This is a genomic window from Tautonia plasticadhaerens (assembly GCF_007752535.1).
Taxonomy (GTDB): Bacteria; Planctomycetota; Planctomycetia; order Isosphaerales; family Isosphaeraceae; genus Tautonia; species Tautonia plasticadhaerens.
Genome location: NZ_CP036426.1, coordinates 4,647,074 through 4,671,444 on the forward strand (window position 1 = coordinate 4,647,074; position 24,371 = coordinate 4,671,444).

18 protein-coding genes and 1 pseudogene are annotated in these 24,371 nt (G+C 72.1%); 8 read left to right on the plus strand and 11 right to left on the minus strand.

All coding sequences use genetic code 11. The annotated features are described in order from the left end of the window. Positions 1-38: 38 nt before the first annotated feature. Positions 39-1,490 (plus strand): glycoside hydrolase family 130 protein, encoded by a 1,452-nt coding sequence (locus ElP_RS18675; RefSeq protein ID WP_145271847.1) that lies wholly within the window; start codon positions 39-41, stop codon positions 1,488-1,490. Between the two features lie 9 nt (positions 1,491-1,499). Here the strand turns inward: ElP_RS18675 and ElP_RS18680 are convergent, their stop codons facing one another. From ElP_RS18680 to ElP_RS18700, 5 genes are all read right to left on the minus strand, one after another. Next, entirely contained in the window at positions 1,500-2,570 is a 1,071-nt protein-coding gene (locus ElP_RS18680; protein ID WP_145271848.1) for a glycoside hydrolase family 130 protein, read from the minus strand. Continuing rightward, positions 2,567-3,694 (minus strand): Gfo/Idh/MocA family protein, encoded by a 1,128-nt coding sequence (locus ElP_RS18685; protein ID WP_145271850.1) that lies wholly within the window; start codon positions 3,692-3,694, stop codon positions 2,567-2,569. The genes ElP_RS18680 and ElP_RS18685 overlap by 4 nt, the downstream gene beginning before the upstream one ends. A gap of 322 nt (positions 3,695-4,016) precedes the next feature. After that, a complete protein-coding gene (locus tag ElP_RS18690) occupies positions 4,017-4,406 on the minus strand; it encodes a hypothetical protein (RefSeq protein ID WP_145271852.1) in 390 nt (129 codons plus the stop codon). Between the two features lie 211 nt (positions 4,407-4,617). Further along, positions 4,618-7,338, minus strand: a complete 2,721-nt coding sequence (locus ElP_RS18695; RefSeq protein WP_145271854.1) for a sigma-70 family RNA polymerase sigma factor — start codon at positions 7,336-7,338, stop codon at positions 4,618-4,620. Positions 7,339-7,599: 261 nt separating this feature from the next. After that, a complete protein-coding gene (locus ElP_RS18700; RefSeq protein ID WP_145271855.1) occupies positions 7,600-9,591 on the minus strand; it encodes a CehA/McbA family metallohydrolase in 1,992 nt (663 codons plus the stop codon). Between the two features lie 554 nt (positions 9,592-10,145). Between ElP_RS18700 and ElP_RS18705 the strand changes: the two genes are divergently transcribed. From ElP_RS18705 to ElP_RS18715, 3 genes are all read left to right on the plus strand, one after another. Then, on the plus strand, positions 10,146-10,373 hold the full coding sequence (locus ElP_RS18705; protein WP_145271857.1) for a hypothetical protein: 228 nt from the start codon (positions 10,146-10,148) through the stop codon (positions 10,371-10,373). Between the two features lie 185 nt (positions 10,374-10,558). Beyond that, a complete protein-coding gene (locus ElP_RS18710; protein ID WP_145271859.1) occupies positions 10,559-12,484 on the plus strand; it encodes an SGNH/GDSL hydrolase family protein in 1,926 nt (641 codons plus the stop codon). Positions 12,485-12,738: 254 nt separating this feature from the next. Beyond that, entirely contained in the window at positions 12,739-13,107 is a 369-nt protein-coding gene (locus tag ElP_RS18715; RefSeq protein ID WP_145271861.1) for a hypothetical protein, read from the plus strand. A gap of 42 nt (positions 13,108-13,149) precedes the next feature. Here ElP_RS18715 and ElP_RS18720 read toward each other — a convergent pair whose 3' ends face one another. From ElP_RS18720 to ElP_RS18735, 4 genes are all read right to left on the minus strand, one after another. After that, entirely contained in the window at positions 13,150-13,401 is a 252-nt protein-coding gene (locus tag ElP_RS18720) for a hypothetical protein (RefSeq protein WP_231749175.1), read from the minus strand. Further along, positions 13,392-14,213 (minus strand): site-2 protease family protein, encoded by an 822-nt coding sequence (locus ElP_RS18725; RefSeq protein ID WP_145271863.1) that lies wholly within the window; start codon positions 14,211-14,213, stop codon positions 13,392-13,394. Before ElP_RS18725 ends, ElP_RS18720 begins: the two co-directional genes overlap by 10 nt. Before the next feature lie 272 nt (positions 14,214-14,485). Beyond that, positions 14,486-15,763 carry a M24 family metallopeptidase gene (locus ElP_RS18730; protein ID WP_231749176.1) on the minus strand — a complete coding sequence of 426 codons (1,278 nt, stop codon included), beginning with the start codon at positions 15,761-15,763 and terminating at the stop codon, positions 14,486-14,488. Between the two features lie 223 nt (positions 15,764-15,986). Then, positions 15,987-16,544: an L-2-amino-thiazoline-4-carboxylic acid hydrolase gene (locus tag ElP_RS18735; protein ID WP_145271865.1), complete on the minus strand. Its 558-nt coding sequence runs from the start codon at positions 16,542-16,544 to the stop codon at positions 15,987-15,989. Between the two features lie 1,067 nt (positions 16,545-17,611). Between ElP_RS18735 and ElP_RS18740 the strand changes: the two genes are divergently transcribed. The 3 genes from ElP_RS18740 to ElP_RS18750 all read left to right on the plus strand — a co-directional run bounded on the left by ElP_RS18740 (position 17,612) and on the right by ElP_RS18750 (position 21,030). After that, positions 17,612-19,786, plus strand: a complete 2,175-nt coding sequence (locus ElP_RS18740) for a polymorphic toxin-type HINT domain-containing protein (RefSeq protein WP_145271867.1) — start codon at positions 17,612-17,614, stop codon at positions 19,784-19,786. Between the two features lie 77 nt (positions 19,787-19,863). Further along, entirely contained in the window at positions 19,864-20,562 is a 699-nt protein-coding gene (locus ElP_RS18745; protein WP_145271868.1) for a hypothetical protein, read from the plus strand. A 117-nt stretch (positions 20,563-20,679) separates the two neighbouring features. After that, positions 20,680-21,030 carry an HPF/RaiA family ribosome-associated protein gene (locus ElP_RS18750; protein WP_145271870.1) on the plus strand — a complete coding sequence of 117 codons (351 nt, stop codon included), beginning with the start codon at positions 20,680-20,682 and terminating at the stop codon, positions 21,028-21,030. A gap of 84 nt (positions 21,031-21,114) precedes the next feature. Here the strand turns inward: ElP_RS18750 and ElP_RS18755 are convergent, their stop codons facing one another. Together ElP_RS18755 and ElP_RS18760 are read right to left on the minus strand one after the other, a co-directional pair. After that, positions 21,115-22,152, minus strand: a complete 1,038-nt coding sequence (locus ElP_RS18755) for an ROK family protein (RefSeq protein ID WP_145271872.1) — start codon at positions 22,150-22,152, stop codon at positions 21,115-21,117. A gap of 46 nt (positions 22,153-22,198) precedes the next feature. After that, complete coding sequence (locus ElP_RS18760; protein WP_145271874.1) at positions 22,199-23,293, minus strand: Gfo/Idh/MocA family protein; 1,095 nt, start codon at positions 23,291-23,293, stop codon at positions 22,199-22,201. A 743-nt stretch (positions 23,294-24,036) separates the two neighbouring features. On the opposite strand from ElP_RS18760, the pseudogene ElP_RS39780 reads away from it, so the two are divergent. Beyond that, positions 24,037-24,366 (plus strand): annotated as a pseudogene (locus ElP_RS39780) (MBOAT family O-acyltransferase); the annotation flags it as partial. Positions 24,367-24,371 lie beyond the last annotated feature (5 nt).

The following is a 24,371-nucleotide window of genomic DNA, read 5'->3' on the forward strand; positions in this document are numbered from 1 at the left end:
GGTCGCTCCCCCTCGCAGCGAGGTCGCTAGTCTCCCCCATGGATGTTCATCGCACCGGGATCGTCCTCAAGCCGACCAATTCGCGGGTCGTCATGAGGCCGTTCGAACCCACGAGCGAGCACCGGTTCGAGAAGATCATCGCCCGCGTCTCGTCCCTGTCCGAGCCGGAGGTCGACTCCCTGCTCGAGGGCGTGATGCGGGAGTTCCGCGGGCGGCACCAGCGGACCCGCGAATTCTTCCTGCATCGCTTCGACCAGGTGCGGCATCACCTGCACACCGACCGGTCGATCGGCGAGGCCCGTCGCCTGCTGATTGGCTCCTATTTCAGCCAGGAGTACGCGCTGGAATCGGCCGCCCTGTTCAACCCGTCGATGATCTGGCACCCCGACCAGTCGGGCCTGCCCGACGGGTCCCGCCGGTTCATCCTCAGCCTGCGGGCCACCGGCGAGGGGCATATCTCCTCGATCACCTTCCGCTCCGGCGTGATCGACGCCGGGAACCGGATCCGCATGGACGAGCCGACCCGGTTCGTCACGGCCCCGGACCTCGTGCCCAACGCCCTCTACGACACGCACCTTTTCGACCTCAAGCTGACCGAGCTGGGCATCAACGGCACGCTGACCGGACAGGTGATCGCCGCCCTGGGCGACCGGTTTACGCTCGCCGAGCTGGAGCAGACGATCCGCAACGTCCTGCGGCACAATCGGGCCCGCCAGCGCGAGTTCGAGCCGATCGCCCACACCATGGTGACGCTGGCGAAGGCCAACTACGAGATCCGCTTCGAGGCGGAGATGGACGTCTCGGAACGGATCATCTTCCCGTCGTCTCCCGCCGAGACCAACGGGATCGAGGACGCCCGCTTCGTCCATTTCACCCACGACGACGGCAGGACCTGCTACTACGCCACCTATACCGCGTATGACGGCCGGGTCGTCCTGCCCCAGATGCTCGAGACCGAGGACTTCCTCCACTTCAAGGTGAGCACCCTGAACGGGCCGGAGGTCCGGAACAAGGGGTTCGCCCTCTTCCCGCGGCGCGTCAACGGCCAGTTCGCGATGCTCTCGAGGCAGGACAACGAGAACATCTACCTGATGTACTCCGACATGCCGCACTTCTGGTTCACCAAGGAGCTGATCGCCAGGCCGACGTACCCCTGGGAGTTCGTCCAGCTGGGCAACTGCGGCTCGCCGATCGAGACCGAGGCCGGCTGGCTCGTGCTGACCCACGGGGTCGGGGCGATGCGGAAGTATGCCATGGGCGCCTTCCTCCTCGACCTCGACGACCCCTCCCGCGTGATCGGGCGGCTGGAGGCACCCCTGCTGGAGCCGAACGAGAACGAGCGCGAGGGCTACGTCCCGAACGTCGTCTACAGCTGCGGGGCCGCCCTGCACGGCCGCGAACTCATCATCCCCTACGCCATGTCCGACTACGCGAGCACGTTCGCCACCGTCCCGCTCGACGACGTGCTGGGGGCGATGACCCGCGCCTGACTCGATCGATCACCCCGGGGCGACCATCGCCCAGAGCAGCTCCTCCAGCGAGAATTCCGCGACCGCCGAACAGGTGTCGGCGGCACCGTAATAGACGAGCAGGCGGTCGTCGTCCCGGACCACTCCGGTCGGGAAGACGACCTCCGGCACGAAGCCGAGGACCTCGAACTCGGCCTCGGGCTCGAAGAACGGCCACGCCGTCCGACGGATCACCCGGGTCGGGTCGTCCAGGTCCAACAGGGCCGCGCCCCCGCAATAGGCACCGACCTCCCCCGGCCGGACGGGACGGCGGTTGCCGTGGTAGATCTCCAGCCAGCCCCCTTCGACCCGGATCGGCGGCGCCCCCGCCCCGACCCGTCCCGCCTGCCAGTCGCCCCCCGAAAGATCCAGCGGGGCGTGCCCTCCCCAGTGGATCAGGTCGGGCGACCGCGCGACCCACATCTCGGGCCTTGTGAACGGGGTCCCGCAGACCGGCCGGTGCAGTGCCGCGAACGAGCCGGCGACTTGCTCCGGGAAGAGGACCACGTCCTTGTTCTCGGGACAGAAGACGATCCCGTGCCGCTCGAACGACCGGAAATCGGCCGTCGAGGCCAGGGCCGTCGCCGGCCCGTGCCGCGAGACGGCCACGTAGGTCACGTAGAATCGGCCCGCGATCGGGGTGATCCGGGGGTCCTCGACCCCGTACTCCTCCGCCTCCCCCTCCGGACGGAACGTGACGTCGAGGACAGTCCTCGCGGTGCGACCGCTCCGGCCGCAGAGGACGACCCGCAAGTGGGACGTGAACGTGAGCCGGACGACCCCGTCGGCCTTGCGCCGGACCACCCTCGGGTCGATCGGCTCCCAGTCCGAGTCGGGGACCCAGTCGATCCTCAGCCCTTCGGCCGGCTCCCACCTCGGCAGGCCGATGAACCCCGGACGCCGCTCCCGAGGGCGCTCGGCCACCCGAGCGAGCATCACGACCTCGTCGCCGACCCGGCATGCGCCGGGGTTGAAGGCGCCGACGACCTCGAAGTCGTCTCGGGTCGCGGGCACGTCGCCGGGTTCGAGCAGGATCCGGGTCGACCGCCGACGGGTATTCATCGGTGGACCCCATTCTGATGGGCCATCGCGTCGGCCTCGCAGGCGACCGCGAGCGATTCCCGGCCGTTCGACTCGGTGACCACGCGGCGGTGAGTCCGGTCCCGGAGCCAGGCCACCTGGTCTCCCATCATCGCGCGGAGCAGCCGGCAGTAGAGGGGAGACTTCGACTGGCCGTCCCCGGACGCGAGCTCGATCACCTGTGAGGCGTCGATCGCCTTGCCCCGGCCCCGACATTCGCGGTCCTTGCCGCCGAAAGAGGCGTCGACGTCGATCCTGGCCCCGGGGAAGAGGCCGCAGAGGTCGCGCGTCTGCCGCTCATCCACGAGCGCCCGGATCCGGACTCGCGTCGGCACCCAGTCGTAAAGGGTCAGGTCGCCGCGCTCGAAGACGAGCCGGAGTTCCTGGCGATCCATCCGCCCGACCTGGTGGAAGCCGTGGTAGAAGTCGACCAGGGCCGAGTCGCCGTAGCGGACCGTGCAGTGGACGTGCTCCTCGATCGCGGTCCCGGGCCGGACCCCGACCTGCGCCGACTCGAGTCGGCCGGCCCCGAGCCATCCCTCGAAGAGGTCGAAGAAGTGGACGCCATGCTCCACGAAGATGCCGCCGCTCCTGGTCCGGTCCCAGAACCAGTGCCCCTCCGGCAGGTTCTCGTCCGAGGCATAATTCTCGAACGACCCGCGCAGCACCTCGCCGAGCACCCGGCCCTCGACCAGCCGCCTCACGGCGTCGAAGAGGGGGTTGTACCGCTGCATCAGGTTGGTGACGAGCAGGAGATCGCGCGACCGGGCGACGGCGATCAGCTCGTCGGCCTGGCCGACGGTCATGGCCAGCGGCTTCTCGACGATCACGTGCTTGCCGGCCTCCAGCGCGGCCAGCGCCTGATCGTGGTGGAGGAATGGCGGGGTGGCGATGTAGACGACGTCGAGGTCGCCCCGGCCGAGGAACGCGCCGAGGTCATCGGTGTTCTCGACCCCGAAGCGGGAGGCCGCGGCGAGCGAAGCGGGCCGGTGAGTGGCCGCCATGCCGACGAGCCCGACCCCGGGCACCTGCGTGAATTGCTGGAGCGCGAACAGGCCGAAACCGCCGCAGCCGATCACCCCCAATCCGATGCGATCATCGTCCACGGGCTTCCGTCCTCGGGGCTGGGGGGTTCGGGCGGCCGCGGGACTTCCTGCATCCGCCTCGCTCCGGGAGATGCCGGACCGCTGCCCATTATACATGGGGAGGAGGTGAAGGGCTCGAATCCGAAGTGCAAGCGACTTTTCGGCTCGAGCCGCGTCGGCGGGCTCGATCTCCCGGGCGATTGAACCACCCAAGAGTGGACTTGGTCAGACGCTTTCACTACTTAATATCCCCCGGGGTCGAACCCCGATGTGGGTTCGACCCCCACCTCCGGCACTCCCCCCAGCTCATCTCGGACCTCCCGTGGGAGCGGGGTGGGTCGGCCTACGGAGGCGGGGAGGCGGCGGCGGCGGGGTGGGGTTGGCCCTCCTGATCCCAGGCGGCGAGCACGACGCTGTCGCCGCCCTCGATCGAGAACCATTCCCGGTGGAGCAACCGGCCGCCCCGGCTCATGGTCAGCTCGTGTCGCCCGGCGGGCAGCTCGAAGACGAGGGGTTCGTAGCGACGTTCCCGGACGTCGAGTGAGATGCCGCCGACGCTCAGCTCGACGCCGGGCTCCGTGACGTGGACCACCACCTCACCGGTCCTCGGGCCGCTGTGCTCCGCGACGAAGCCCAGGACGACCACCCCCAGCGCCCCCCCTCCGGCCGCCCGGGACGCCCAGACGACTAGCGACGGGGGCATCAGCGCCGCGAACATCCCCAGAGTTACCATCACGTCACCTCCCGATTCTCGGGTTAAAGCCCGGCGATCCCGGGCGTCCCCCTGACCCGGGACGCCCGGCCGGCCGATTGGGGCCAGTCGCGGGGCGCGCAGGGAGATCGCCCCGGGCGAGACGGGGGCCCCATCTTCCCGTCCCGGTCCATCCATCCGGAGCAGGGCCCGCCAGGGGCGGCCTCGGTGGCCGTCCCGGCGCCGGCCCATTTCAGTCGTCGACGGCCTCGCCCGAGGGTGGGGGTCGGCCGACGAGGCGGAGTTCCCCGAGGTTCGAGGCGTCCAGGTATCTCAGCCCGTGGTACTCCGGGAACCACGAGAGCCAGGCGGAGCGTTCGGCCACCGGCTCGGACTGGGGGGCGTCGGTGGTGGCGGGGGCGTCCTTGTCGGCGACGGCCACGTCGAGGCCGATGCGGACGCCGGGGACGAGGTCGGTCGGCCGGTCGGGATAGCGGTCGTAGGGCCGGACCGCCCACTCGTAGGTGGTCAGCCCGCCGGAGCGACGGGACGCCATCCGGGAGCCGGTCCGCCCGATGTCGCCGAACATCAGGATCGGGTTCTCCGGCCCCCGGTCCCGGCCGGCGGAGCGGCGGACGCCGTAGACCGGCCCCTCGCCCCCGGGGAGGCCGATGTACTGGAGCAACGGGAATTCAGAGGCGTCCACCTCCTCCTCGCGGCCGGCGATCCCGGCCTTGTCCTCGGAACGACGGCCGTCGACGTAGACCTCCACCGCGTCGGTGTCCCAGAAGCCCTGATGGCCGACGACGAGCCGATCGTCGCGCACGACCACGGCCAGGTAGACCAGGTCGGCGTCGGGGTCGTAGGCGACGGAGAAGGCGGCGGAGAGGTCCGGGCTGGTCGTCAGGTCCGCACCCTCCAGGCCGTTCCAGCCGTAATGATTCGGGAGGATGTGGATGTGGTCGATCGGGTGCCGGGCGAGGTCCCCGGGCCAGTCGGACAGGTCGCCGTCGATCTCGACGCCGGAGAGCGGCGCCGCCTCGATCGAGGGGACCCGAGTCGGCCCGGCCTCTTCGGGCTCGGGGGGGGCCGGCGTCGGCTGGCCGCCGAGGATGAGTTCACCGAGGGCTCCGGCATCGAGCTTCTTCATGCGACTCCATCGAGGCCCCCAGTAGATCCATGCGAGGCGATTGTGATCGGGCTCGTCGAATCCCCCCGGCGTGGTCACCGCCGAGTCCCTGTCGGCCACGGCGACGTCGAAGCCGATCCGCTTGCCGGGGATCAGCCTGGTCGGCATGCCGGGATATCGATCGAAGACCTGGATGGCCCACTCATAGGTCGTCACCTCCCCTTCGCGTCGGAACGCCATCGTCGTCCTGGTTTGGGTGAGATCCCCGCCCAGGAGGATCGGGTTGGTCGGTTGCGGGACGCCGAAGACCCGACCCTCGCCGGGGATCGCGACGTATTGCTGGACCGGCAACTCGGGGAGTTCGAGGTCCGCCTGCGCCGGGACGCGACGCTCACCGCGCAGGCCGTCGACGTAGACCTCCACCGCGTCGGTGTCGAGGTGGCTCGCGTTGCCGACGATGAGCGTCTCGTCGCGGACGATGACAGCCAGGTAGAGGAGCTGCTCCCCCGGGTCGTATCCGGCCGCGAACGACGCGCTCAGGTCGGAGGCCGGCGGCGGCTCGCCTTCCAGGTAGCCCTGGCCGACGGCCGAAGGGGGTACGATGCCGAGGTTCTGCTCGATGGCGTACCTCGCCATCGACCTTGGCCAGTCCGAGAGGTCCCCGTCGATCGTGATCCCGGTCAGGACCGGCGCCTCGACCGATGGCTCCCGGGCGGGCACGGCCCCCGGAGACGACTCGACGGGAGGGAGCGGGGTCGGGGCCTCGCCGTCCGGGGTCGCGATGACCTCGCCGAAGGAGGTGGATCCGTCCCCCGGCCCGGGGTCCGGGCCCTCGACGGGACCCGGGGCTCCGGGGCCTGGATCATCGCGGGGCGTCATCCCCGGCCCAGGGCCGTCGTCGACTGCCGCGGGGGGAGGCCGATCGGCCTCTTTCTGGATCGGGTCGGGGACGCGGGGCCGGGGCGGGGGGCCGTCTCCCGGCGCCGAGAGGAAGCCGACCGTCGAGGCGGCGACCAGCAGGCCCGCCGCCCCGATCGCGCACTTGGCGGCGAGGGTGGAGTGGAGCACCCCTCGGCAGAGGGCGGCGACGGCGGGGGGGATGGCCGAGTCCGAGAGGCTGGAGAGCCCAATCACGGCGATCCGGGCCGTCTCGACGGAGAGCCTCTGGGCGGCGGCCGACGCCGAGGGATCGGGGCGGAGGGCCGCGACCATCGCCATCGCCGACGCCTCTCCCCGGTGGGCGAGTCGGCTGCGGAGCAGGTCCCGGGCGCGCCGGAGCCTCGTCTTGACCGTGCCGACCGGCAGGCGGAGCCGCGCGGCGGCCTCCTCGTTGGTCAGCTGCTCCAGGTAGCAGAGGACCGTCGGGGCCCGGTACGCCTCGGGGAGGCGGGCGAGCTCCTCATGCAGCTCGGCCCAGTCGGGCGCCCCGGCCGGCGAGACGGTCGCCTCCGAGACGGTCCGGAGCGTCCCGGCCCGACCCTCGGCGGCCCGACGCCGGGCGCGGCGGGCCCTCATCCGGGCCGAGACCCGGCAGGAGACGCCGAACAGCCAGCTGGCGAGCGAGTCCCGGTTGCGGATCGAGCCGGCCCGGCGGGCGAGCGTGAGGAAGGTCGCCTGGAAGGCGTCCTGCGCGTCGTGGGGGTCTCCCAGGGCCCGTCGGCAGGCGGACAAGACCATCGGGCCGTGCCGCTCCACCAGGGCCGCGAAGGCCGACTCCGCCCCCGCCGAGCCCCGGTCCAGGAACCGTTCGATCAGCTCGGCGTCGGAGAGCAGGCCGACCGCCCCCCGCTCGAACAGGATCCGGAACGACCGATATCCCGGGCCCTCGACCGATCCCCCCACCATGCCCGTCCCCCCGATGCTCGACGACCCAATCGCGGGCGGCCCGACCGCCTCACGCCCCCCGACGGCCCGGACCCGGGATCGATGCCCGGCGCCCCCGGCCGACGCCCTCCGCCCAGACCGGCGGCCGACGTCGCTCCGACCTCATAGTGCCTCCACACCGGGGGGCGGTTTTCCTTTCTCGCGATCCGTCCGAATTTTTTCGGCCTCCGAGGCCCTGCCCCGGGGTGGCGGGCCCGATTCCCGGGGATTCCCCGCCCCGCATCAGTCGGCGGGGGGGCGGAACAGGCCCCGGGCGTCCGGATTCGGGCCGCCGCCGACGGATCGGGCCTGGCCGTCGAAGGTGGCCCGCACCCGCCAGAAGGTCCGGTCGGGGTACCACCAGTGATCTCCCTCGAAGGGCAGGGCGATCGACTCCAGGGGCATCTCCTCGCCGTGGCCGTGGTGGACGAACCGGGTGCCGGGCCCGTCGAGGTGGGCGACTGAGGTGGCCCGGCTGGCGCCGGTCGGGCCGTCGAAGCGAAGCTCGTCGGAGCGGAGGACCCGGCCGTCGGCGGTGGTGGCCCGGAGGCCGTACCAGCCGGGGGAGGCGACGGGCCAGTCGGCCTGGAAATGGTGCGGGGCGGCGGCGGACGGGAACCAGGACCAGCCGGGGCCGTATTCGCCGTCGATCTCGGTGACCGGGACCTTCCCCTCGAATCGCTCGTCCCCGTCCTCGGGGGAGAAGCGGCGGAGCACCTCGCCGTCCCGGAGCAGCTCGACCGATTCGAGCCGGTCGCCGGGATCGACGGTGACGATCAGGTGGGCGAAGAACGCCCGGCGCAGCTCGATGAACCGGGTCGCGTTGGCGACCTGGAGGACCATCGCCGAGGCGTCGATCGCCCCCGGCTCGACCCGGGGGCCGACGTGGACGGGGCTGGTCATCGCCCAGTGGCCCCGGTCGTCCTCGGCCCGGAGGGCGTACCAGCAGGGGGGCGAGGGGCCGTCGAGCGCGGTCGCCTCGATCACGACCGTCCCGGATCGGCCGGCCACGTCGAACGACTCGACCTCGACCCCCCGGCGGATGAGTCGGACGGACCGGAGCGGGTTCAGGCTGCGGACCTCGGCCCGGATCTCCCTGGGGGCCGGGCCGACGGGGAGGCGCTCGCCGGGGCCCCGGCCATCGACCGCCAGGAACGCGAACACCGGCCCCCCGTTCGACGCGAAGGTGCGGCCGGCCCGGATCGAGGCCGAGATCGCCGGGAGATCCAGGCGGTCGGCCCGGACGTAGACCCGGCGGTCGCCCGGGGAGGGGGTCCGGGTGCGGCCGAGGGCGGAGTCGGTGGAGCCGCTGGCGGCCACGCGATTGCCCAGGTTCAGGGCGGCGGACCAGAGCAGCTCGGCGGCCTGGCCGTCGAGGTCGAGGGCGTCGGCGGTGTGCCCCGATGCGGCGTCGGAGAGGAACTCGGCGGCCCCCATCCAGTGGACCTGGTGGGGGGGCGTCATCGGGTGGGTGTGGATCACCGCCCCGCCCCGGTCGTGCACGGCATCCACGATCGCCTGCGCCGGCAACGGGCGATCGATCAGCCGGGCCAGCTCCCCCGCCGGGAACGGCGGGGTGAGCCCGGGTGTGTTCAGGTGGCCGACGAACGGCCCGGGGCGCAGCTCGGGGGCGTACCGGAGGAGGAAGCCCCCGGTGGAGAGCCGGTCGAGGTCGGAGTAATCGACGTTCGACCCGGCCTCGGTGACGAAGCTCAGGCCGTTCGCCCTCGCCTGCAACGCGGTGTAGGCCAGGTCGGTGGCGACGGCCGCCGAGGAGTCGTGCTGGGCGTGGACGTGGTTGTCCCCGCCGAACCAGCCGAGGTCCTCGGGGGCGAACCAGCGGTGGAGCCGGGCGAACACCTCGGACTGCGTCCCCGGCTCGGCGTCGACCTCGAACTCCAGCGGGGCGTAGTTCGGGCCGCTCCGGAGGGAGAGCGTCGTCTCCCCGGGGGGGACCTCGACGGTGAATCCGCCCTCGGCGAAGAACCGGCCGTCGTCGTAGGTCCCCCGGCCGGAGCCGTCGGGATGGCTGCCGTCCTCGGCCGTCACGATCGCCCGGACGGGGAGGGGCAGGGGGGAGTCGGCGGTCGACCGGTCGTCCTCGACCCGGACGACGATCCTGGGCCTCGCACCCGGGTCGTCGAGCCGGGTGCGGTCGACCCGGTAGGTCGAGGCCCCCTCGGGTCCGGGAAGGGCGAGGACGGCCGGGGGCAGGATCAGGAGCAGTCGGAGCATGGCAAGTTCGGCTCGGTGCGGGCGTCGTCGGGTCGAATGCTCCGGGTCCCGGGCGGTGATCGAGGGGACCGGACGCCCCAGGTTACCCCGCCACCGGGCCCCGGTCGATGGCGGGAGGGTCGTCGACATCCCCCCTTGCCGGTCGCCCCGGTCGCCCGAAACCGCCGCTCGGGAGGAGCCTGGGCACGAAACATGCAATTCTTCAGACAATGACCCGATCCGGACCGAAAGCTGTCCGGTCCCCGGGCCCGGGGACCAACTGGAGTCCGGGGAGGGCCGGGGTTGGAGCCCCGTCGAATCCCTCCGCGGGATGAACGGAGTCCCGGGGACGATGCCCCACCCCACCGCCCGGGGCCGCCCCCCAGGTCGATCGACCCGACCCGTCCCGAGGGCCGTCGAGCGTCGCCTCGACGCCCTCGCCGGCGACTCGTCCTGAGACGCTTGGTCGATCGCCCCGACGACCCACCTCCGGCCGCCGGTCGGCCCGCCGCCTCCGGCGGGCCGACGACTCGGGCCGCCCACGCCCTCGAATCCTCACCAGGGAAGACAGACCGATGAATCTCGTTTGCCCGATCGACCCCACCCCACCCCCGATTTCCGCGCCGGACGCCGGGCCGCATCCCCAAGACTCCCGGCCCCCGGCCGAGGCCGAGGCCGACCGACCCACCGACGACGGCATCGCGTCCGAGATGCAGGTCTGCACCAGCGGCACGCTCGTGGCGATCGTCCGACGCCAGGATGGCCAGACGGTCGAGGTCATCCGGGTCGTCGGGGACGACTGACCCGTCCGGACCGCCCCCGTCCGGCCCTCGCCCCGCCCGGTCGGGTCTCCCAATCGGAGGCGGACCGAGAATCCCGGGTCCGACCGTCGGCGTCGTCTCCCCTGCCCGGTTGCGTCAAGCTGGCGAACCTGGCGAAATGGTGACGGCCTGACCACGTGGTCGAATCACCCGGGAGACGAGCGGCGATGTATCCGAGCAACCGGCGGCGGAGTCTGGGGCGAAGGGCGCGATGGGTCGTCGAGGCGTTGGAGCCACGGGAGCTGCTCTCCGTCGGGTTCGACTACGCGATGGCCGAGCGGTTCGGGCGCGACCTGAACGACAACGGCCTGATCGACCTGCCCAACACGGCCACCTACGCCCAGCCGGCGACCCTCTCGCTGAGCTTCTCGGTGCTCGACGACCCGGATCCGGACCCGGAAACGACCTACTCGTGGTCGATGGCGTCGACGGCGGGGGGCGATCCGACGGTCGTCACCCGGACCGCGGCGCAGATCGCCTCGGGGGACCTGCCCACGACCAGCCTCCCGGCCGGCGTGTACACGACCACCTTCGAGCGGAGCGTCGGCGGGGTGGTCACGGACCGGGTGACCCAGCCGGTTGGCGTCCGGGACATCCTGATCGTCAGCATCGGGGACAGCTACAGCTCCGGGGAGGGGAATCCGGAGCGGGTGCAGGGGCTCTCGCTGCCCGGCGAGTTCCCGTCGGGCACGATCCCCTACCTCCTCGACAGCGACCTCAACCAGACCGAGCCGGCGATCGCCTTCGTGGCGGCCTCGCCGTTCCTCTCGCAGACGGGCGAGGCGCTCTGGTCCGACGGCGCGGACGGCTTCTACGGGCCGACGCCCTTCGGGCTGGACATGACGGAGGACAACCGTCAGTCGCACCGTTCGACCGCGGCCGCCACGGCCCAGTACGCCCTGCAACTGGAGCGATCCGACCCGCACTCCTCGGTCACGTTCGTCCACGTCTCCCAGAGCGGCGCGACCACCCAGACGACGATCGGGGCGGTGCCGGCCTTCGGGCTCGAGGATCCGAGCTATCGGCTGACGCCGCAGACGGAGTTGATCCCGGCGATCGTCGGATCCCGGACGGTCGACCAGTTGTTCATCTCCCTGGGGGGCAACGACGTCGGCTTCACGACGCTGGCCGCCGGGCTGGTGATCGGCGACGTGACGGTGACGGACGTGCTGGGGGAGGTCTCGGCCTTCGCGCCGGGGCAGTTGCCGGCGGTCCTGTCGAGGGCCCAGGCGGTGATCTCGCAGTCGACGGCGCTGGGGCTGGTCCGGGCGGGCTTCAACGCCCTGGCGGCCCTGCTGCCGGCCGGTTACGGGAGCGTCCAGCGGGCGATCGTGGGCTCGGGGGTCGCGGTCGACGCGACGTTCATCACCGAGTACCCGGACCCGACCCGGATCTTCAAGACGTTCGCGAATCCGAACACGGGCCAGCCGTTCACGATCCCCTGGTGGGGCCCGGCGATCTTCGACATCCTGCCGCCGGCGGAGGTCTCGGCCACGGAGTCCTTCTTCGTCTCGCAGTCGATCCTGGCCCCCCTGAACGCCCTGGCCCGCCAGGGGGCGGCGGCCAACGGCTGGACTTACCTGACGAACGTCGCCGACGCCTTCACCGGCCACGGCTACGACGCCCCCCGGTCCGCCGACGCGATCGGCAACCTCCGCTTCCTGAGGACGGCCCGGGAGTCTTCGCTCTACCAGGGGCCGGTGGGGCTGACCGGCCCGTTGCACACCAGCGGGACGCTGCACCCGAACGCGCTGGGGCACCAGGCGATCAAGGGGGCGATCGTCGGCGACCTGACGCCGTCGGTGGCCGCGGTCGGCGGGCCGGGCGGCCGGTTCGCGTTCGCCGCCCCCCGGGGGCCCCGGCAGGCCCGACACGCCGGGCTGACCTACGCCTGGGACTTCGACCGCCTCCCCGGCCAGGGGGCCTTCCGGGCCGACGCCGACGGCCCGAGGGCCGCCATCACCGGGGACGACCCCGACCCCTCGACCCGGGGCCGGGTCGCCACGCTCCGGGTCACCAACCGGCTCGGCCTCTCGACCGAGCGGGCCGTCTTCCTGCCCCCGAGCAGGGGGCGCTCCGTGTCGGGCCGCTGACCGATGGCCGAGGGATCATTCGGCGGGCCCCGGGCCGGCAGTGGCGGCGGCGGGCGAGGCCGTCACCCCCGGGGAGTGCGACCTAGACTTGGACCATGGGCCCGTCACACCGATCCCGATGGCAGAGACCCCGCCCGTCGAGGGCCCCCGGCGCCGATCGCCGGCCGGGCCTCGACGAGGCGGGGGTCGGCTCGTCGTCCGGGCTCGGGGCGGGGCGGGTGGTCCGTCGGGCGATTCGAGGCGGGACTGGGACGATGAGGAGGGCCTTCCTCGGCGATCGAACGGGCCGGAGGGCGGGCTCCACCTACCTGGAAGTGCAGGTGGCCTTCGCCGTGCTGGGGGTCGCCCTGGCTGGGCTGGCGCCGGTGGTCGTCTCGCAGCTCCGCATGACCAGCCGGGTCGAGGACCTGCTCCCCGCCGGGACCGTCCTGTACTTCGCCCCGATGCCCGAGCCCTGGGCCCGGAAGTTCGGGACCGATGCCGACTTGCGGGTGGTCGACCCCGGACCATCGGCTGGAGGCCCGGGGACGACGCCGGTCAACACCGTCGAGGTCGTCCTGGCCGACGTGGGGGGCCTGGATGACCTCGCCAGCGTCGAGGTGCTGGTCGAGGAGATCCCCTGAGCCTGTCCCCGGCGCGATCGGCCGGCCGCCTCGGGGATGGACTCATCCGCCGGGCTCGGGCTCGGGCTCGTCCCAGGTGAGGCCGGCGGCCAGGAGGTCGGCGGCGGAGAGCTCGAGGAACCGGGAGAGCAGGGCGTCCCGGCCCCAGTCCTCGTTCTCGATGGCGTCGAGCGGGGGGAGGTCGGTCCGGCCGAAGCGATGGAGGAGCAGGTCGTACGCCTCGGCCACGCCCAGCTCGACGATCGGGACCGGGCGGGACTCGGGCTCGGAGCCGGCCCCGGGGCTCAGAACCAAGGCCGGGCCCCCCGATAGGGACGGTGATCGGGCTCGTCGAGCAGGATGACCGGGGCGAGCTGCCAGACGCCGTTGCCCCGGTAGATCCAGGAGTACCCGGCCGGGGCGTCGACGGGGGTGGGCAGGGGATCCTCCTCGGCCCGGACCTGGCCCAGCTCGGCCCCGGCGGCGAGGTAGATGAAGGCGGCCAGGGCGACCTGCATCAGCAGGAACGGCTCCCGGAGCAGGACCACCGCCACCAGGCAGGCCACCCCGGCGAGGATCGCCAGCACCTGGCCGAGGGTCGCGGCGATCACCGTCGCCCTCAGCCGGCCGAGCGGGGCGCTGAGCAGGGCCCGGAGCACCCGGCCGCCGTCCATCGGGAAGATGGGGATCAGGTTGAACCCGGCCAGCAGGACGTTGACCACCAGCAGCTCCCGGATCAGCAGCCCGGGCAGCCCCGTGGTCAGGGCGGGGGAGACCGCCCCCAGGGCGATCCGGATCAGGAACAGGGCCAGCGCGATGGCGACGTTGACCGCCGGCCCGGCCAGGGCGATCAGCAGCTCGGCCGCCGGCTCGCGGGGCATCCGGTGCAGGCGGGCGACGCCGCCGATCGGGTAGAGGGTGATGTGCTCGGTCGGGATGCCGAATCGCCGGGCCATCAGCGCGTGGCCGAGTTCGTGCAGCAGCACGCAGCCGAACAGCGCCGTGACCATCAGCACGGCCTGGAGCCCGTGGTGCGTCATCGCCAGCACGCCCATCATCGCGAGGAACGTGGCGTGCAAGTAGAGGTCGATGCCGGCGACCCGGCCGAGCTTCCAGGACAATTGCATGGTCGAGGAGTCCCTTTCCTGCGGAACGAACACCTTCATTCTAGGTTCGTCGCGCGGACTCGGGTAGTTCGCCGCCGGGGGCGAAGCCCGGAGATTCGGTCCGGGCCCGCCCTTAATCGTGTCGGAACCGCCCGGGGGTCCCCGACTCCTTGTTCGGCGAAATCGGGCCCTCCCATGAAAGGGTGGGCGGCATCGGGGCCGGGTTCGGCCCGGAAACCGGCCTCGAAGCCCTTCCTCAATTCAAGGTTACGATATGCGGATGTCGGCCGACATCAACGCTCCAGGATGCCGGGCCGGGGGAGGTTGAAGCCCTTGACCATCACCTCCAGCTTCGGCCAGCGCTGGGCCTCGGTGACGACCTCGAAGCCCCGGTGGTCGACCACCACGGTATCCTCCGAGCGGGCCGGGCCGACGCTGGGGCACCAGGCCAGGGCCAGGTCCGGGTGCAGGACGAAGCCCGCGTCGGGCAGCAACGGCAGTTCGCTCGGGGAGTAGCCGACGACCGAGCCCTGGTCGGCGAGGGTCCACTCGTGGGGACGGCCGAACTTCTCGTAGATGCGTCGGACCCGCCGGAAGACCTCGGAGACGGGCTGCCCCGGCCGGGAGAAGTAGATGGCCGTGGCGTTGACCATCGAGGCGATCGTGTGCGCCTCCCGGAACTCGGGGTCGACCGGGCCGAAGGCGACGATCCGGGTGACCGAGGCACACAGGCCGTGCCGCCTCCCGGAGGCCGAGATCACCGCCCGGCTCCGGATCGGGGCCGACTTGAAGGTCGGCCGCCGGTAGTGCTCGTGGCGGTCATCCCCGGCGACGCTCAGGGCCACCGGCGTGACCCCCTCGCGGAAGAGCCGGTGGGCGAGGTGCCCGGCCAGGTCGGCCTCGGTCTCCCCCGGCTCGAAGTTCCGGCAGGTGGCCTCGACGCAGAGCGTGAGCGTGCGGCCCAGCTCGCGGAGCCGCTGCCGCTCCAGCTTCGAGAGCCGTATCCGGAGGTCCCGCAGCCGGTTCGCCTCCGGCCGCAGCCCCTCGACGCCGGGCAGGTCGGTGGCGATCTTCCGGGTCCGGCTGAGGGCCGCTATGGTCGTCTCGACCGGCTCGTGCCAGGGGCGCTCCTTCAGGTGGAAGCCCAGCCCGGCCACCTCCTCCTCGAAGACCCGGGGGCTCTGGACGTTGTCGGCCAGGATCGCCCGGGACTGCCGGTTGATGAACAGCAGGACCGAGGCCGACTCCGAGCCGAGATCCTGGCGCAGATCCCCGCCGGAGGTGAACCAGGAGACCGAGTCCGCCCTTCCGAGCAGGGCGGCGTCATAGCCCTTGCGGTCCAGGAACTCGACCACCCGGCGGTGCTTCTCGTCGACGTCGGTCCGGCGCTCCTGCAAGTCCGGGTCGACGTGGTCGACGGCCGGGTCGGCCAGGGCCGGGATCGTCTCGGTGTGGGGGTGGTCGTCGACGGTCTCCATCACCCGACGCTGGGTGGCGATCTCGCCGCTGCTGGGCTCGGCGTCGTCGGCGATGTTCAGGTACACCTCGCCCACGCGAATCTCGGTCGACACGGGCTCTCCTCCTCTCCTGGCGGTCGGGATGGGCCCTGTTCCGGGGGCTGGGGGGCGTCGGGTCCCGGTCCTCCCCGAATCGGGGACCGGCGGCCCGGGGTGTCGTCGCGGGGCGATGCGGTTACGTGTTCGATCGGACGGGCGAATGGGGCCACCGTCGATGCCTCGGGGCGGGCCCGAGATCGGGCCCCGTCCGTCGCCCCGGCCGGTGGAGGCGGAACGCCTATCGTTCCGCGCCGCCCTCGGGATTGCAAGGCGTGTGCCCCGATGGGCTTGCTGCCCGATCACCGGGCTCGGCCGGCCCCGCGGCCGGCCTCCTCCGGAAGCGGAAGTCGCAGGACGGGGCCCCCCGCATGATCGTTTGAGTCCGGGACAGCTCGATCCGGGGGTCGTACCCCGCCGCCAGCGCCGCGTCCCGGCAGCAGGAGAGGCGGGAGCCCAGTTCCCCGAGGCCGAGTCGGTGGTACATCTCGGCATAGCGGCACCGGGTCACGTCGAAGTCGAGCCGGTCGTCCGACTGCTCGATCACCCGGAGTTCCAGCGCCCCGCCCTCGGTCCAGCGGTCGAGCGAGGTGGCGAAGCCGGGAAGGCCCGCCTCCCCGCAGGACCGGGCCAGCTCGGCCCCCGAGTCCCGGGCGAGCTGCCCGACGACCCGCTCCAGCAGGGCGAGCGTCCGCTCCTCTCCCAGCTCCTCGCGGACGGCGGCGATGATCGGAGCCACGATCCGGGCCTCGATCTCCCGGCGCTGCAACAGCGTGATCTTCGGCGGCTGCTCGTCCATTCCGAGACTCCCGGGGCGGCGACCCGCCCGACGTTCCACGCCTCCCCCCTCCTCCCCGCCCGACCGGCTCCCGGCACCAACCGGGCCGACTGCCAACCTCGTGCCGGGGCCCCCGGTGGGTGTGGCCGCTGACTCCCCACCCCGGGGCGGCGGCCGAGGTCCGTGGTCCTCCCCGGGCGGTCGGGATCGGGCCGGTGCGCCGGTCGTGCGCCAGGTCCGGGAGCCTTAACCTCCATTCTCCCATCCGATTGCGGAAGATCAAATGGGTTCGCTCCGTCGCGGCGCACCGGCCGAGATCCGCCACCCCCGACAGGGAGGCCGGCGCGGGACCGACCCGGGAAATCACGACGGCGACGGGCGCGGGGATCGAGCCGGTCCGGACGCGGCCCGGACGCGGACGGTGCGCCGATCGCGGGCCCCTGGATCTGGTCGCAACGCGAAACCAGGACGAACGATACGACGATCGAAATGGGTTCGCTCCGTCGCGGCGCACCGTCGCGCGCCGCCGACCCGGCCGCGTCGGGACCGGGGGGATCGACCGCATCGGATGACGCACGCACGCCCGCCCGAGCGCCGGTCGGGAAACCGGGGGGGCACTCCGATCGGGGTTCGGCGGACTGAAGGGGCACGGCTCGGGCTCCGGGAGGCGATCGGCTCGGGGGCGATCCATCGCCCCTCCTCTTCTTTATCATCGAGGGGAGGTCGGTTTTCAGTCACAAGATCCGGGGGACTGCCGCCGCGGATCGCTCGGCGAACGCGCGGGTGGGCGGCCCGCTCGAGAACGGCCCTTCTTCACCCCGCCCCTACCGGTGATTGCCCGATCCGGCGGAAAAATCCGGAAATCGCTTGACGAGTGCGTGCATCCAGGCGATACAAAAAGAGGTCGGCAGGACAGACGTCCGAATGGTCGCCGAATCGTTCCCGGGCGCAGGTCCTGGTGCGGGATTGAACGCCGGGGACCGCGATGGCGTCTATTACCCTGGCGGATGGGGCGACGCGGCGCGACGCGTCGCGAATCGCCCGGCGACGGCCGCAATGGCCCGGTTCCCGACACCCGGAGGAGTGCCATGATGAGCGCGACCGCGATCGGCCCGATGCTGCTGGTCGGCCTCGGCCTGGCGATCGGAGGAGATTCCCCGGGGCAGGTGACCCCGGCCGACGACGAGGCCTACCGGGCCGCCAGCGAGGAGGCCGGCCGGGACGCCGACGCCCAGGTGGCGCTGGCCCTTTGGTGCGAGGCCAACGGGCGTCCGTCCCGGGCGAGCCACCACCTGGCGCTGGCGGTCCTGATCGACCCGGATCACGAGGGGGCCCGGGGCCTGATGGGGCAGATCCGCCGGGGGGAGTCGTGGCGTCGCCCCTCCGACGCCTTCCCCGGCCCCGACCAGGACGCCAATCGCGTCGCGCTCCGTGAGGAGTACGAGGGCCGGAGGTCCCGCATGGACCAGACCGCCGAGGCCCACTGGGATCTGGGCCTCTGGTGCGAGCAGAACGGCCTGGCCGACGAGGCGCTGGCCCATTTCAGCGCCGTCACCCGGATCGACCCGAGTCGGGAGGCCGCCTGGAAGCGGATCGGCTACAAGAAGCGGGGCGGCCGGTGGATGACCGACGCCCAGATCGCCGCCGAGCGGGCCGAGGCCGAGGCGCGGGACGCCGCCGAGGCCGAGTGGCTCCCCCGCCTGGAGCAATGGGCCCGGATGCTCAAGGACCCCGCCCGCCGCGGCGAGGCGATCGCCGGGCTGGCGACCGTCGATCATCCGCTGCTGGTGCCGGCGGCCTGGTCGACCCTCGTGACCGGCCGTTATGCCGATCAGCCGGCCGCCGCCCAGGTGCTCGGCCAGATCGACGCGAGGGACGCCTCCCGGGCCCTGGCGACCCTGGCCGTCTTCACCCAGGACGCGGAGGTCCGCCGGATCGCCACCGAGACGCTCAAGCGGAGGGACGCCCGCGAGTGGGCCGACCTGCTGATCGGCATGATCCGCAGGCCAATCCAGTACAGCGTCCGGCCCGTGGCCGGGCCGGGATCGGCGGGTGAGCTGTTCGTGGAGGGGGAGCGGTATAATCGCCGCCGAGTTTACGCCGCGCCGTCGGCGCCTCAAGTGCCGATCCTGCCGGGAGACCAGGTCGTCCTCGGGCCGGACGGGCTACCGGTTTTACGGCGGCAATTTCAGTACTCCGATTGGCTCCCCGTGGGAATCGTGCCGTTCCTCCCACCCCAACCACTAGCGCCAGCACCGGGCGATCGCGAGGATTTTATCGAGCAACTGGAGCGTGTCGGGGTCGATCGGGGCCTGGCCGAAACGGCGCTCCGGAACCAACTTGAACACCGAAGTAATATGCCGTTCGATGCCACAATTAACGTCGGGAGAACGAGACTCAGGGCGGGTACCTACATCACTGGCATAAGGTCCGTGGAGATCCCTGTAGGCCAGGCAGTCATCGAGGCCCGGCAGGCCGCCGAGACGGTGCAAAGTCAGCTCGCGCGCGACGTGGCGGCGATCGAGGCGTACAACGCACCGATCAAGCGACTCAACGAACGGGTCGTCCCGGTGCTGGAGGAGGCGGCCGGCGTGCGGAAAGGGGTCGAGCCGGAGGCATGGCGGGCCTGGTATATCAACCAGATCGGCATGAGGCAGGTGCTGCCTCGCCCGGCGAACGGGGGCTCGACCTTCACGGATGTCGTCTCGGTGCAGCCGAGGCCGCTGCCGGTCGGCGTCTTCGACCAGCCGGCCGCGGTGGTCCGAGTGACGTCCAGTTGCTTCGGCAAGGGCACCCTCGTGCGGACGGCCGACGGCATCGAGCCGATCGAGGCGATCGAGGTGGGCGACCTCGTGTTGAGCCAGGACCCGGGTTCGGGACTGCTCGACTATCGGCCGGTGGTTGACGTTCACTACACTCCGTCGAGCGCCACGTTCGACGTCGGGATCGGAGGGGAGACGATCGTCTCCAGCGAGTTCCACCGCTTCTGGGTCGCCGGACGGGGTTGGGTGATGGCCCGCGACCTTCGGGTCGGGGATCCGATCCGGATGCTCGGGGGGGTCGCCCGGGTCGAGTCGATCGAGGACGGGCAAGAACAACCGGTCTACAATATCGACGTGGCCGACCATCGCAGCTTCTTCGTCGGAACGACCGGGGCCCTGGTCCACGACTTCTCCCTGCCGAAGACGACGCTCCAGCCGTTCGACGCCGTCCCCGACCTGGCGAGCCTGGCGGAGCAGGCCGGGCCGGCTTCGGGGGAGTGAATGGATTGACAGCGGCCCTCCTCGGCACGAAGATCGCGGGCGGGGAGCGTTGAGGAGGGCCGCGAGCCATGCCGGGGATGTTGGATCGAGTCGAAGACCGAGGGGACGGGCCGGTCCTGGCCGGTCCCGGGGTGGCGGTGGCCGAGGTCGTCGACCGCCTGGAGGCGGGGGAGAATGCCGAGGCCGTCCGGCGGTCGCTCGGCCTGCATGCCGGGGACGTGGTGGCGGCGATCGCCGCCGCGGGGCTTGGCCCGGGGCCCGACGACGGGCCGGGGCTGGTCCGGTCGACGCCGGGGAGGCCGAGGCTGGTCTCGGCGACGTCCGAGCGCAACCTCGTCGCCCTGTTCCCCGACGCCGACCGGCCGAGCCTGCTGGCGCTGCTGGCGGGCCTGCTCCAGATCCTCGACTCCTGGGAGCCGAGCCACACGGCCGCCCAGGAGGCCGACGACCGGGGGGAGCGGACCACCTCACGGTACTGGCACGGGATCGCCCACCGCCGGGAGCCGGATCCGGGGAACGCCTCGTACTGGTTCCGGCGGGTCGGCCGCGTCCCGGACTTCGACGAGCTGGCCGGGGCCGCCCGGCCGATCCTGCTGGAATTGGGCGACGGCGCCCTGGCCGCCCGCCTCTGCCGAGACGGATGGGATCCATTCGCCTTCATCGACGCCTGCACTTCGGCCGGATCGGGGTCGCCGGAGGCCGTCGCACTCCGAAGGATCCAGCGGCAGGAGATGGCGATCCTGCTGGCGACCTCGCTGCGGCACGCCGATCGCTGAACTGATCGGGCCGTCGACGAGCCCCCGTCCCGCCCTCGGGTCGGCGGCGGGAGGGCGCTCGACACACTCGAAGACCGCCCCCCGGGCCCGACCGCCCGGGGGTGCCAGGAGGACGACATGCACGTCGAGCTGACCACGAACAACTACGTCCACGGGAACGCCGAGCTGGCCGAGGCCGTCAAGGCCGAGGTCGAGCACACCCTCGGCCGATTCGGCGAGCAGATCACCCGGGTCGAGGTCCACGTCAACGACGTGAACAGCTCGGCGAAGTCCGGCATCGACATCCGGTGCATGATGGAGGCGAGGGTCTCCGGGCACCAGCCGCTGGTGGCCAGCCACGACGCCGCCTCGGTCGAGGAGGCCATCAGCGGCGCCGCCGAGCGGCTGGAGCGGGTGCTCGACAGCACGTTCGGCCGGCTCGGGCACACCAAGGGCCGCACCTCCTTCGGCGGGGACCAGACGATCTGAGCCGGGCCCGTCGATCGCGCCCATGCCTCCGCCGCCGTCGGGGGGTCACGCCAGGCGGACCCGCCCGACCGGCGTCGGGGCCGATCAGGCCCGGCTGCGGTAGAGGGCGACCAGGGCCGCGCCGATGGCCTGGGAGAGGTCGCCCAGGGTGGCCGGGACGATGCTCATCCCGGCCCGCTGTGAGGGGAACAGGAACGGGGCGGCACTCTCGCGGACGACCTGCAGGTAACGGCTGCGGAACTCGTCGGAGGTGGCCTCCGGGTCCATCAGGCCGCCGCCGATGACCACGTAGGAGGGGTCGAGCGCCATCGCCAGGTTGGCGACGTGCAGGCCGAGGGCCCTGGCCTGGAAGCCGAAGATCGACAGCGCCAGCTCGTCCCCCTTCTGCGCCAGGCCCCGGAGGGCGAAGGCACGTTCCTTCATGGGCCGGTCGGAGCGGGCGAGTTCGTGGTCGGGATGCTCCTCCAGCTTCGCGCCGAGCAGGTGGGGGAGGCCGGCGAGGGTGGTGTAGACCTCGACGCAGCCCCAGGTCCGGCCGCAGCCGCAGGGATACGCCGGGACGCCGAGCACCTGGAGCGGCGAGGGCATATGCCCGCCCTCCATCCCGGCCAGCGAGTCCCCGGAGAGGGGCAGTCCCCGGCCGTCGATGTAGGCGCAGCCGAGGCCCGAGCCGGGGGCGAGCATCACCACGCTGCCGGTGCCGGAGCCCCGGACGCGCTGGGCCTCTCCCACGCCGCCGAGGTCGCCGTCGTTGCCGACGGTCACCGGGACCGGCCGCCCGGCCTTCTCGGAGAGGGCGGTCGCGTAGGCCGTGTGCACGTCGAACCCGGCGAAGCTCCCGGGCAGGTTCGCCGAGCGGTCGAGCACCCCGTAGCGCCGGAACGGGCCGGGGATGGCGAGGCCGACGCCCTGGACCCGGTCCCAGTCGACCTGCTGCTGCGCCAGGAAGGAGTCGACCGCCTCGACCCAGCCCCGGACGACCGCGGCGGGCCCCTCCTGGGAGTTGGTCGGGTGCTGGAGCAGCCGCGTGGAGACGGTGGTGCCGTCGTCCCAGACGGCCCCGACCTTGGAGGTGGTGGCGCCGCTGTCGGTGCCGATGAAGACGGATCGCGTCGCGCTCATATTGTCATCCGGAGGGTTCTGCACGATTCGGCGGACGGGAGGGGGCTCAGGGGGTCAACCCGACGGCGCGGTGCTCGGAGGAGGCGCGGAGGACCGCCTCGCAGAGGGCGACGGTGCCGAGGTTGTCCCGGCCGGAGATGTCGGGCTCCGAGCCCGACTCCAGGGCGATCATCAGGCCGGCCATCGGGCCGGCGAAGGCGTCGGGGAACCACGCCTCGGGCCATCGGGGGCGGTGCCAGATGCCGTCGTCGACGGTGGTGTAGTCGATCGTGCTCGGCACCCGATCCGGCCAGCCTGGCCAGCCGATGGTGCCGAGGGCCGCCCCCTTCGTGCCCTCGAACCGCCAGCGGATGCCGATGTCGGGCGCGGCCCCCTCCCGGGCGGGGCCGGCCCAGACGTCGTCGATGGAGCAGGCCCGGGCCCCGTCGTCGTATTCGAGGATGGTCAGGTTGATGCCGTCGGCGTGCGGGAAGCTGGTCCTCGGGTCGGGCCGGGTGCTGGCGAGGACCCGGGCCGGGTCGCCGAGCCAGTAGCGGAGGGTATCCAGGTGGTGGATGCTCATGATGAAGGTGGAGAGCGACCGCAAGCCCTCGGCCCAGGGCATCCAGTGGGGGATCGCCCGCATGTCAATCGTCGCCAGGACCGGGTCGCCCAGGGCGCCCCGGTCGATCAGCGTCTTCAGGGCGCGGACCGAATGGTCGTACCTCATGTTCTGGTTGACTTGCAGGACGACCCCCGCCCGCTCGCAGGACTCGACGAGCTCTCGGGCTTCGCCGATCGTCATCGCCAGCGGCTTCTGCGCGAGGATGCCCTTGGGGGTCCTCGGGTGGGAGACGATCCGTCGGATGATCTCCAGCTGGGCCAGGGGGGGGACGGCGACGTCGACGACGTCGACCCCGGGGTCGTCGAGCAGGGCCTCGACCGAGTCAAACACCTCCGGGACGCCCCGCAGTGCGGCGACCTCCTCGGCGGTGGCCCGGGTCCGGGAGGTCAGCCCGACGACCCGGAATCCGGCGTCGGCGTAGGAGACGAGGTGGCAATCCCGGACGATGAACCCCGCCCCCACGACGCCGATCCCCAGATCCCGACCCTCGGGCATGGGGGGCAGATGGTCGAGGCCCTCTGGCAAGCCGGTCGACATGGATCCGCCTCGTTCAGGAGTGTTTCCCCGAGATCGCGACGCCCTCCATGGTAGCCCGATCGGGCGAGGCATCACAGCGCCCAGCCGGTCACTTGCAACGCACTGCGGCCATCCTACAATTGTCGCAGGAGGGCCGGTCCCCGCGTCCGTCCTCGATCGGGGGCGATCGCTGGGGAGGGTGCCATCGCGAGGCGAACATGAACATCCTGTCGTTGCTGGCGTCCCTGGGGGCGGGGTTCCTGATCGCGTCGCTCTATTACCCGGCGATGGGCCTGGGGCCCCGGGCGAGGACGGGCGTCCTGGTCGTGGTGCTGGCCGGGGTGCTGGCGGCGCCATGGATCGTGCCGGCGGAACATCGGCTGCTCCGGTTCCTGGCGTCGATCGCGGCGGTCACATTCGGCGTGAAGGTGTACGACCATCACGTCGGGGCCTCGCTCGGCCATCGGCCGGGGTTCGTCCGATTCGAGGCGTCGCTGCCCAACGGCCTGGCGCTGGTCGATCGGCGGCCCGACCCCGGGCCGAGGCCGAGCGCCGAGGAGGACCGCGGTCGGTTGCTGCCGAGCGCCGTTCGCCTCTCGGTCGGCCTGGCCGCGATGGCCTCGGCCTTCCTGTTCGAATGGCGGGGGATCCCGTTCCTGGTCGAGCATGCGGTGAAGGTGACGGCCTTCTTTCTCGTCCTGGTCCCGACGTCGAGGTTGCTGACATCGGCCCTCCGGCTGCTGGGTGTGCGGGGGATCGATCCGATGGCCAACCCGTTCGCCTCCCGGACCCCGGCGGACTTCTGGAGGCGGTACAACCGGCCGGTGAACCACTTCTTCCGGGCGGACGTGTTCGGGCGCCTCGACGGCCGGACGGCCCCGATCCGGGCGACGCTCGCGGTCTTCGCCGTCTCGGCGATCATCCACGAGTATGTCTTCCTCGCCCCGGTCGGCCGGGTGCAGGGCTATCAGCTCGCGTTCTTCGGGTTGCAGGGCGGCGCGGTCGCCGCCACGTGGGCCGTCAGGCCGCGGGGCGCGTCGATCATCCCCTGGGTAATCTCGACGTTCGCGTTCAACGTCGCGACCGGGGTCCTCTTCTT

Excerpts from the sequence above, each read along its gene's own strand:
- ElP_RS18690 (WP_145271852.1), bottom strand. The coding sequence starts at position 4,406 with ATGGTAACTCTGGGGATGTTCGCGGCGCTGATGCCCCCGTCGCTAGTC.
- ElP_RS18760 (WP_145271874.1), bottom strand. The coding sequence starts at position 23,293 with ATGTCGACCGGCTTGCCAGAGGGCCTCGACCATCTGCCCCCCATGCCC.
- ElP_RS18755 (WP_145271872.1), bottom strand. The coding sequence starts at position 22,152 with ATGAGCGCGACGCGATCCGTCTTCATCGGCACCGACAGCGGCGCCACC.
- ElP_RS18705 (WP_145271857.1), top strand. The coding sequence starts at position 10,146 with ATGAATCTCGTTTGCCCGATCGACCCCACCCCACCCCCGATTTCCGCG.
- ElP_RS18695 (WP_145271854.1), bottom strand. The coding sequence starts at position 7,338 with ATGGTGGGGGGATCGGTCGAGGGCCCGGGATATCGGTCGTTCCGGATC.
- ElP_RS18715 (WP_145271861.1), top strand. The coding sequence starts at position 12,739 with ATGAGGAGGGCCTTCCTCGGCGATCGAACGGGCCGGAGGGCGGGCTCC.
- ElP_RS18735 (WP_145271865.1), bottom strand. The coding sequence starts at position 16,544 with ATGGACGAGCAGCCGCCGAAGATCACGCTGTTGCAGCGCCGGGAGATC.
- ElP_RS18745 (WP_145271868.1), top strand. The coding sequence starts at position 19,864 with ATGTTGGATCGAGTCGAAGACCGAGGGGACGGGCCGGTCCTGGCCGGT.
- ElP_RS18710 (WP_145271859.1), top strand. The coding sequence starts at position 10,559 with ATGTATCCGAGCAACCGGCGGCGGAGTCTGGGGCGAAGGGCGCGATGG.
- ElP_RS18750 (WP_145271870.1), top strand. The coding sequence starts at position 20,680 with ATGCACGTCGAGCTGACCACGAACAACTACGTCCACGGGAACGCCGAG.
- ElP_RS18725 (WP_145271863.1), bottom strand. The coding sequence starts at position 14,213 with ATGCAATTGTCCTGGAAGCTCGGCCGGGTCGCCGGCATCGACCTCTAC.
- ElP_RS18700 (WP_145271855.1), bottom strand. The coding sequence starts at position 9,591 with ATGCTCCGACTGCTCCTGATCCTGCCCCCGGCCGTCCTCGCCCTTCCC.
- ElP_RS18675 (WP_145271847.1), top strand. The coding sequence starts at position 39 with ATGGATGTTCATCGCACCGGGATCGTCCTCAAGCCGACCAATTCGCGG.
- ElP_RS18740 (WP_145271867.1), top strand. The coding sequence starts at position 17,612 with ATGATGAGCGCGACCGCGATCGGCCCGATGCTGCTGGTCGGCCTCGGC.
- ElP_RS18680 (WP_145271848.1), bottom strand. The coding sequence starts at position 2,570 with ATGAATACCCGTCGGCGGTCGACCCGGATCCTGCTCGAACCCGGCGAC.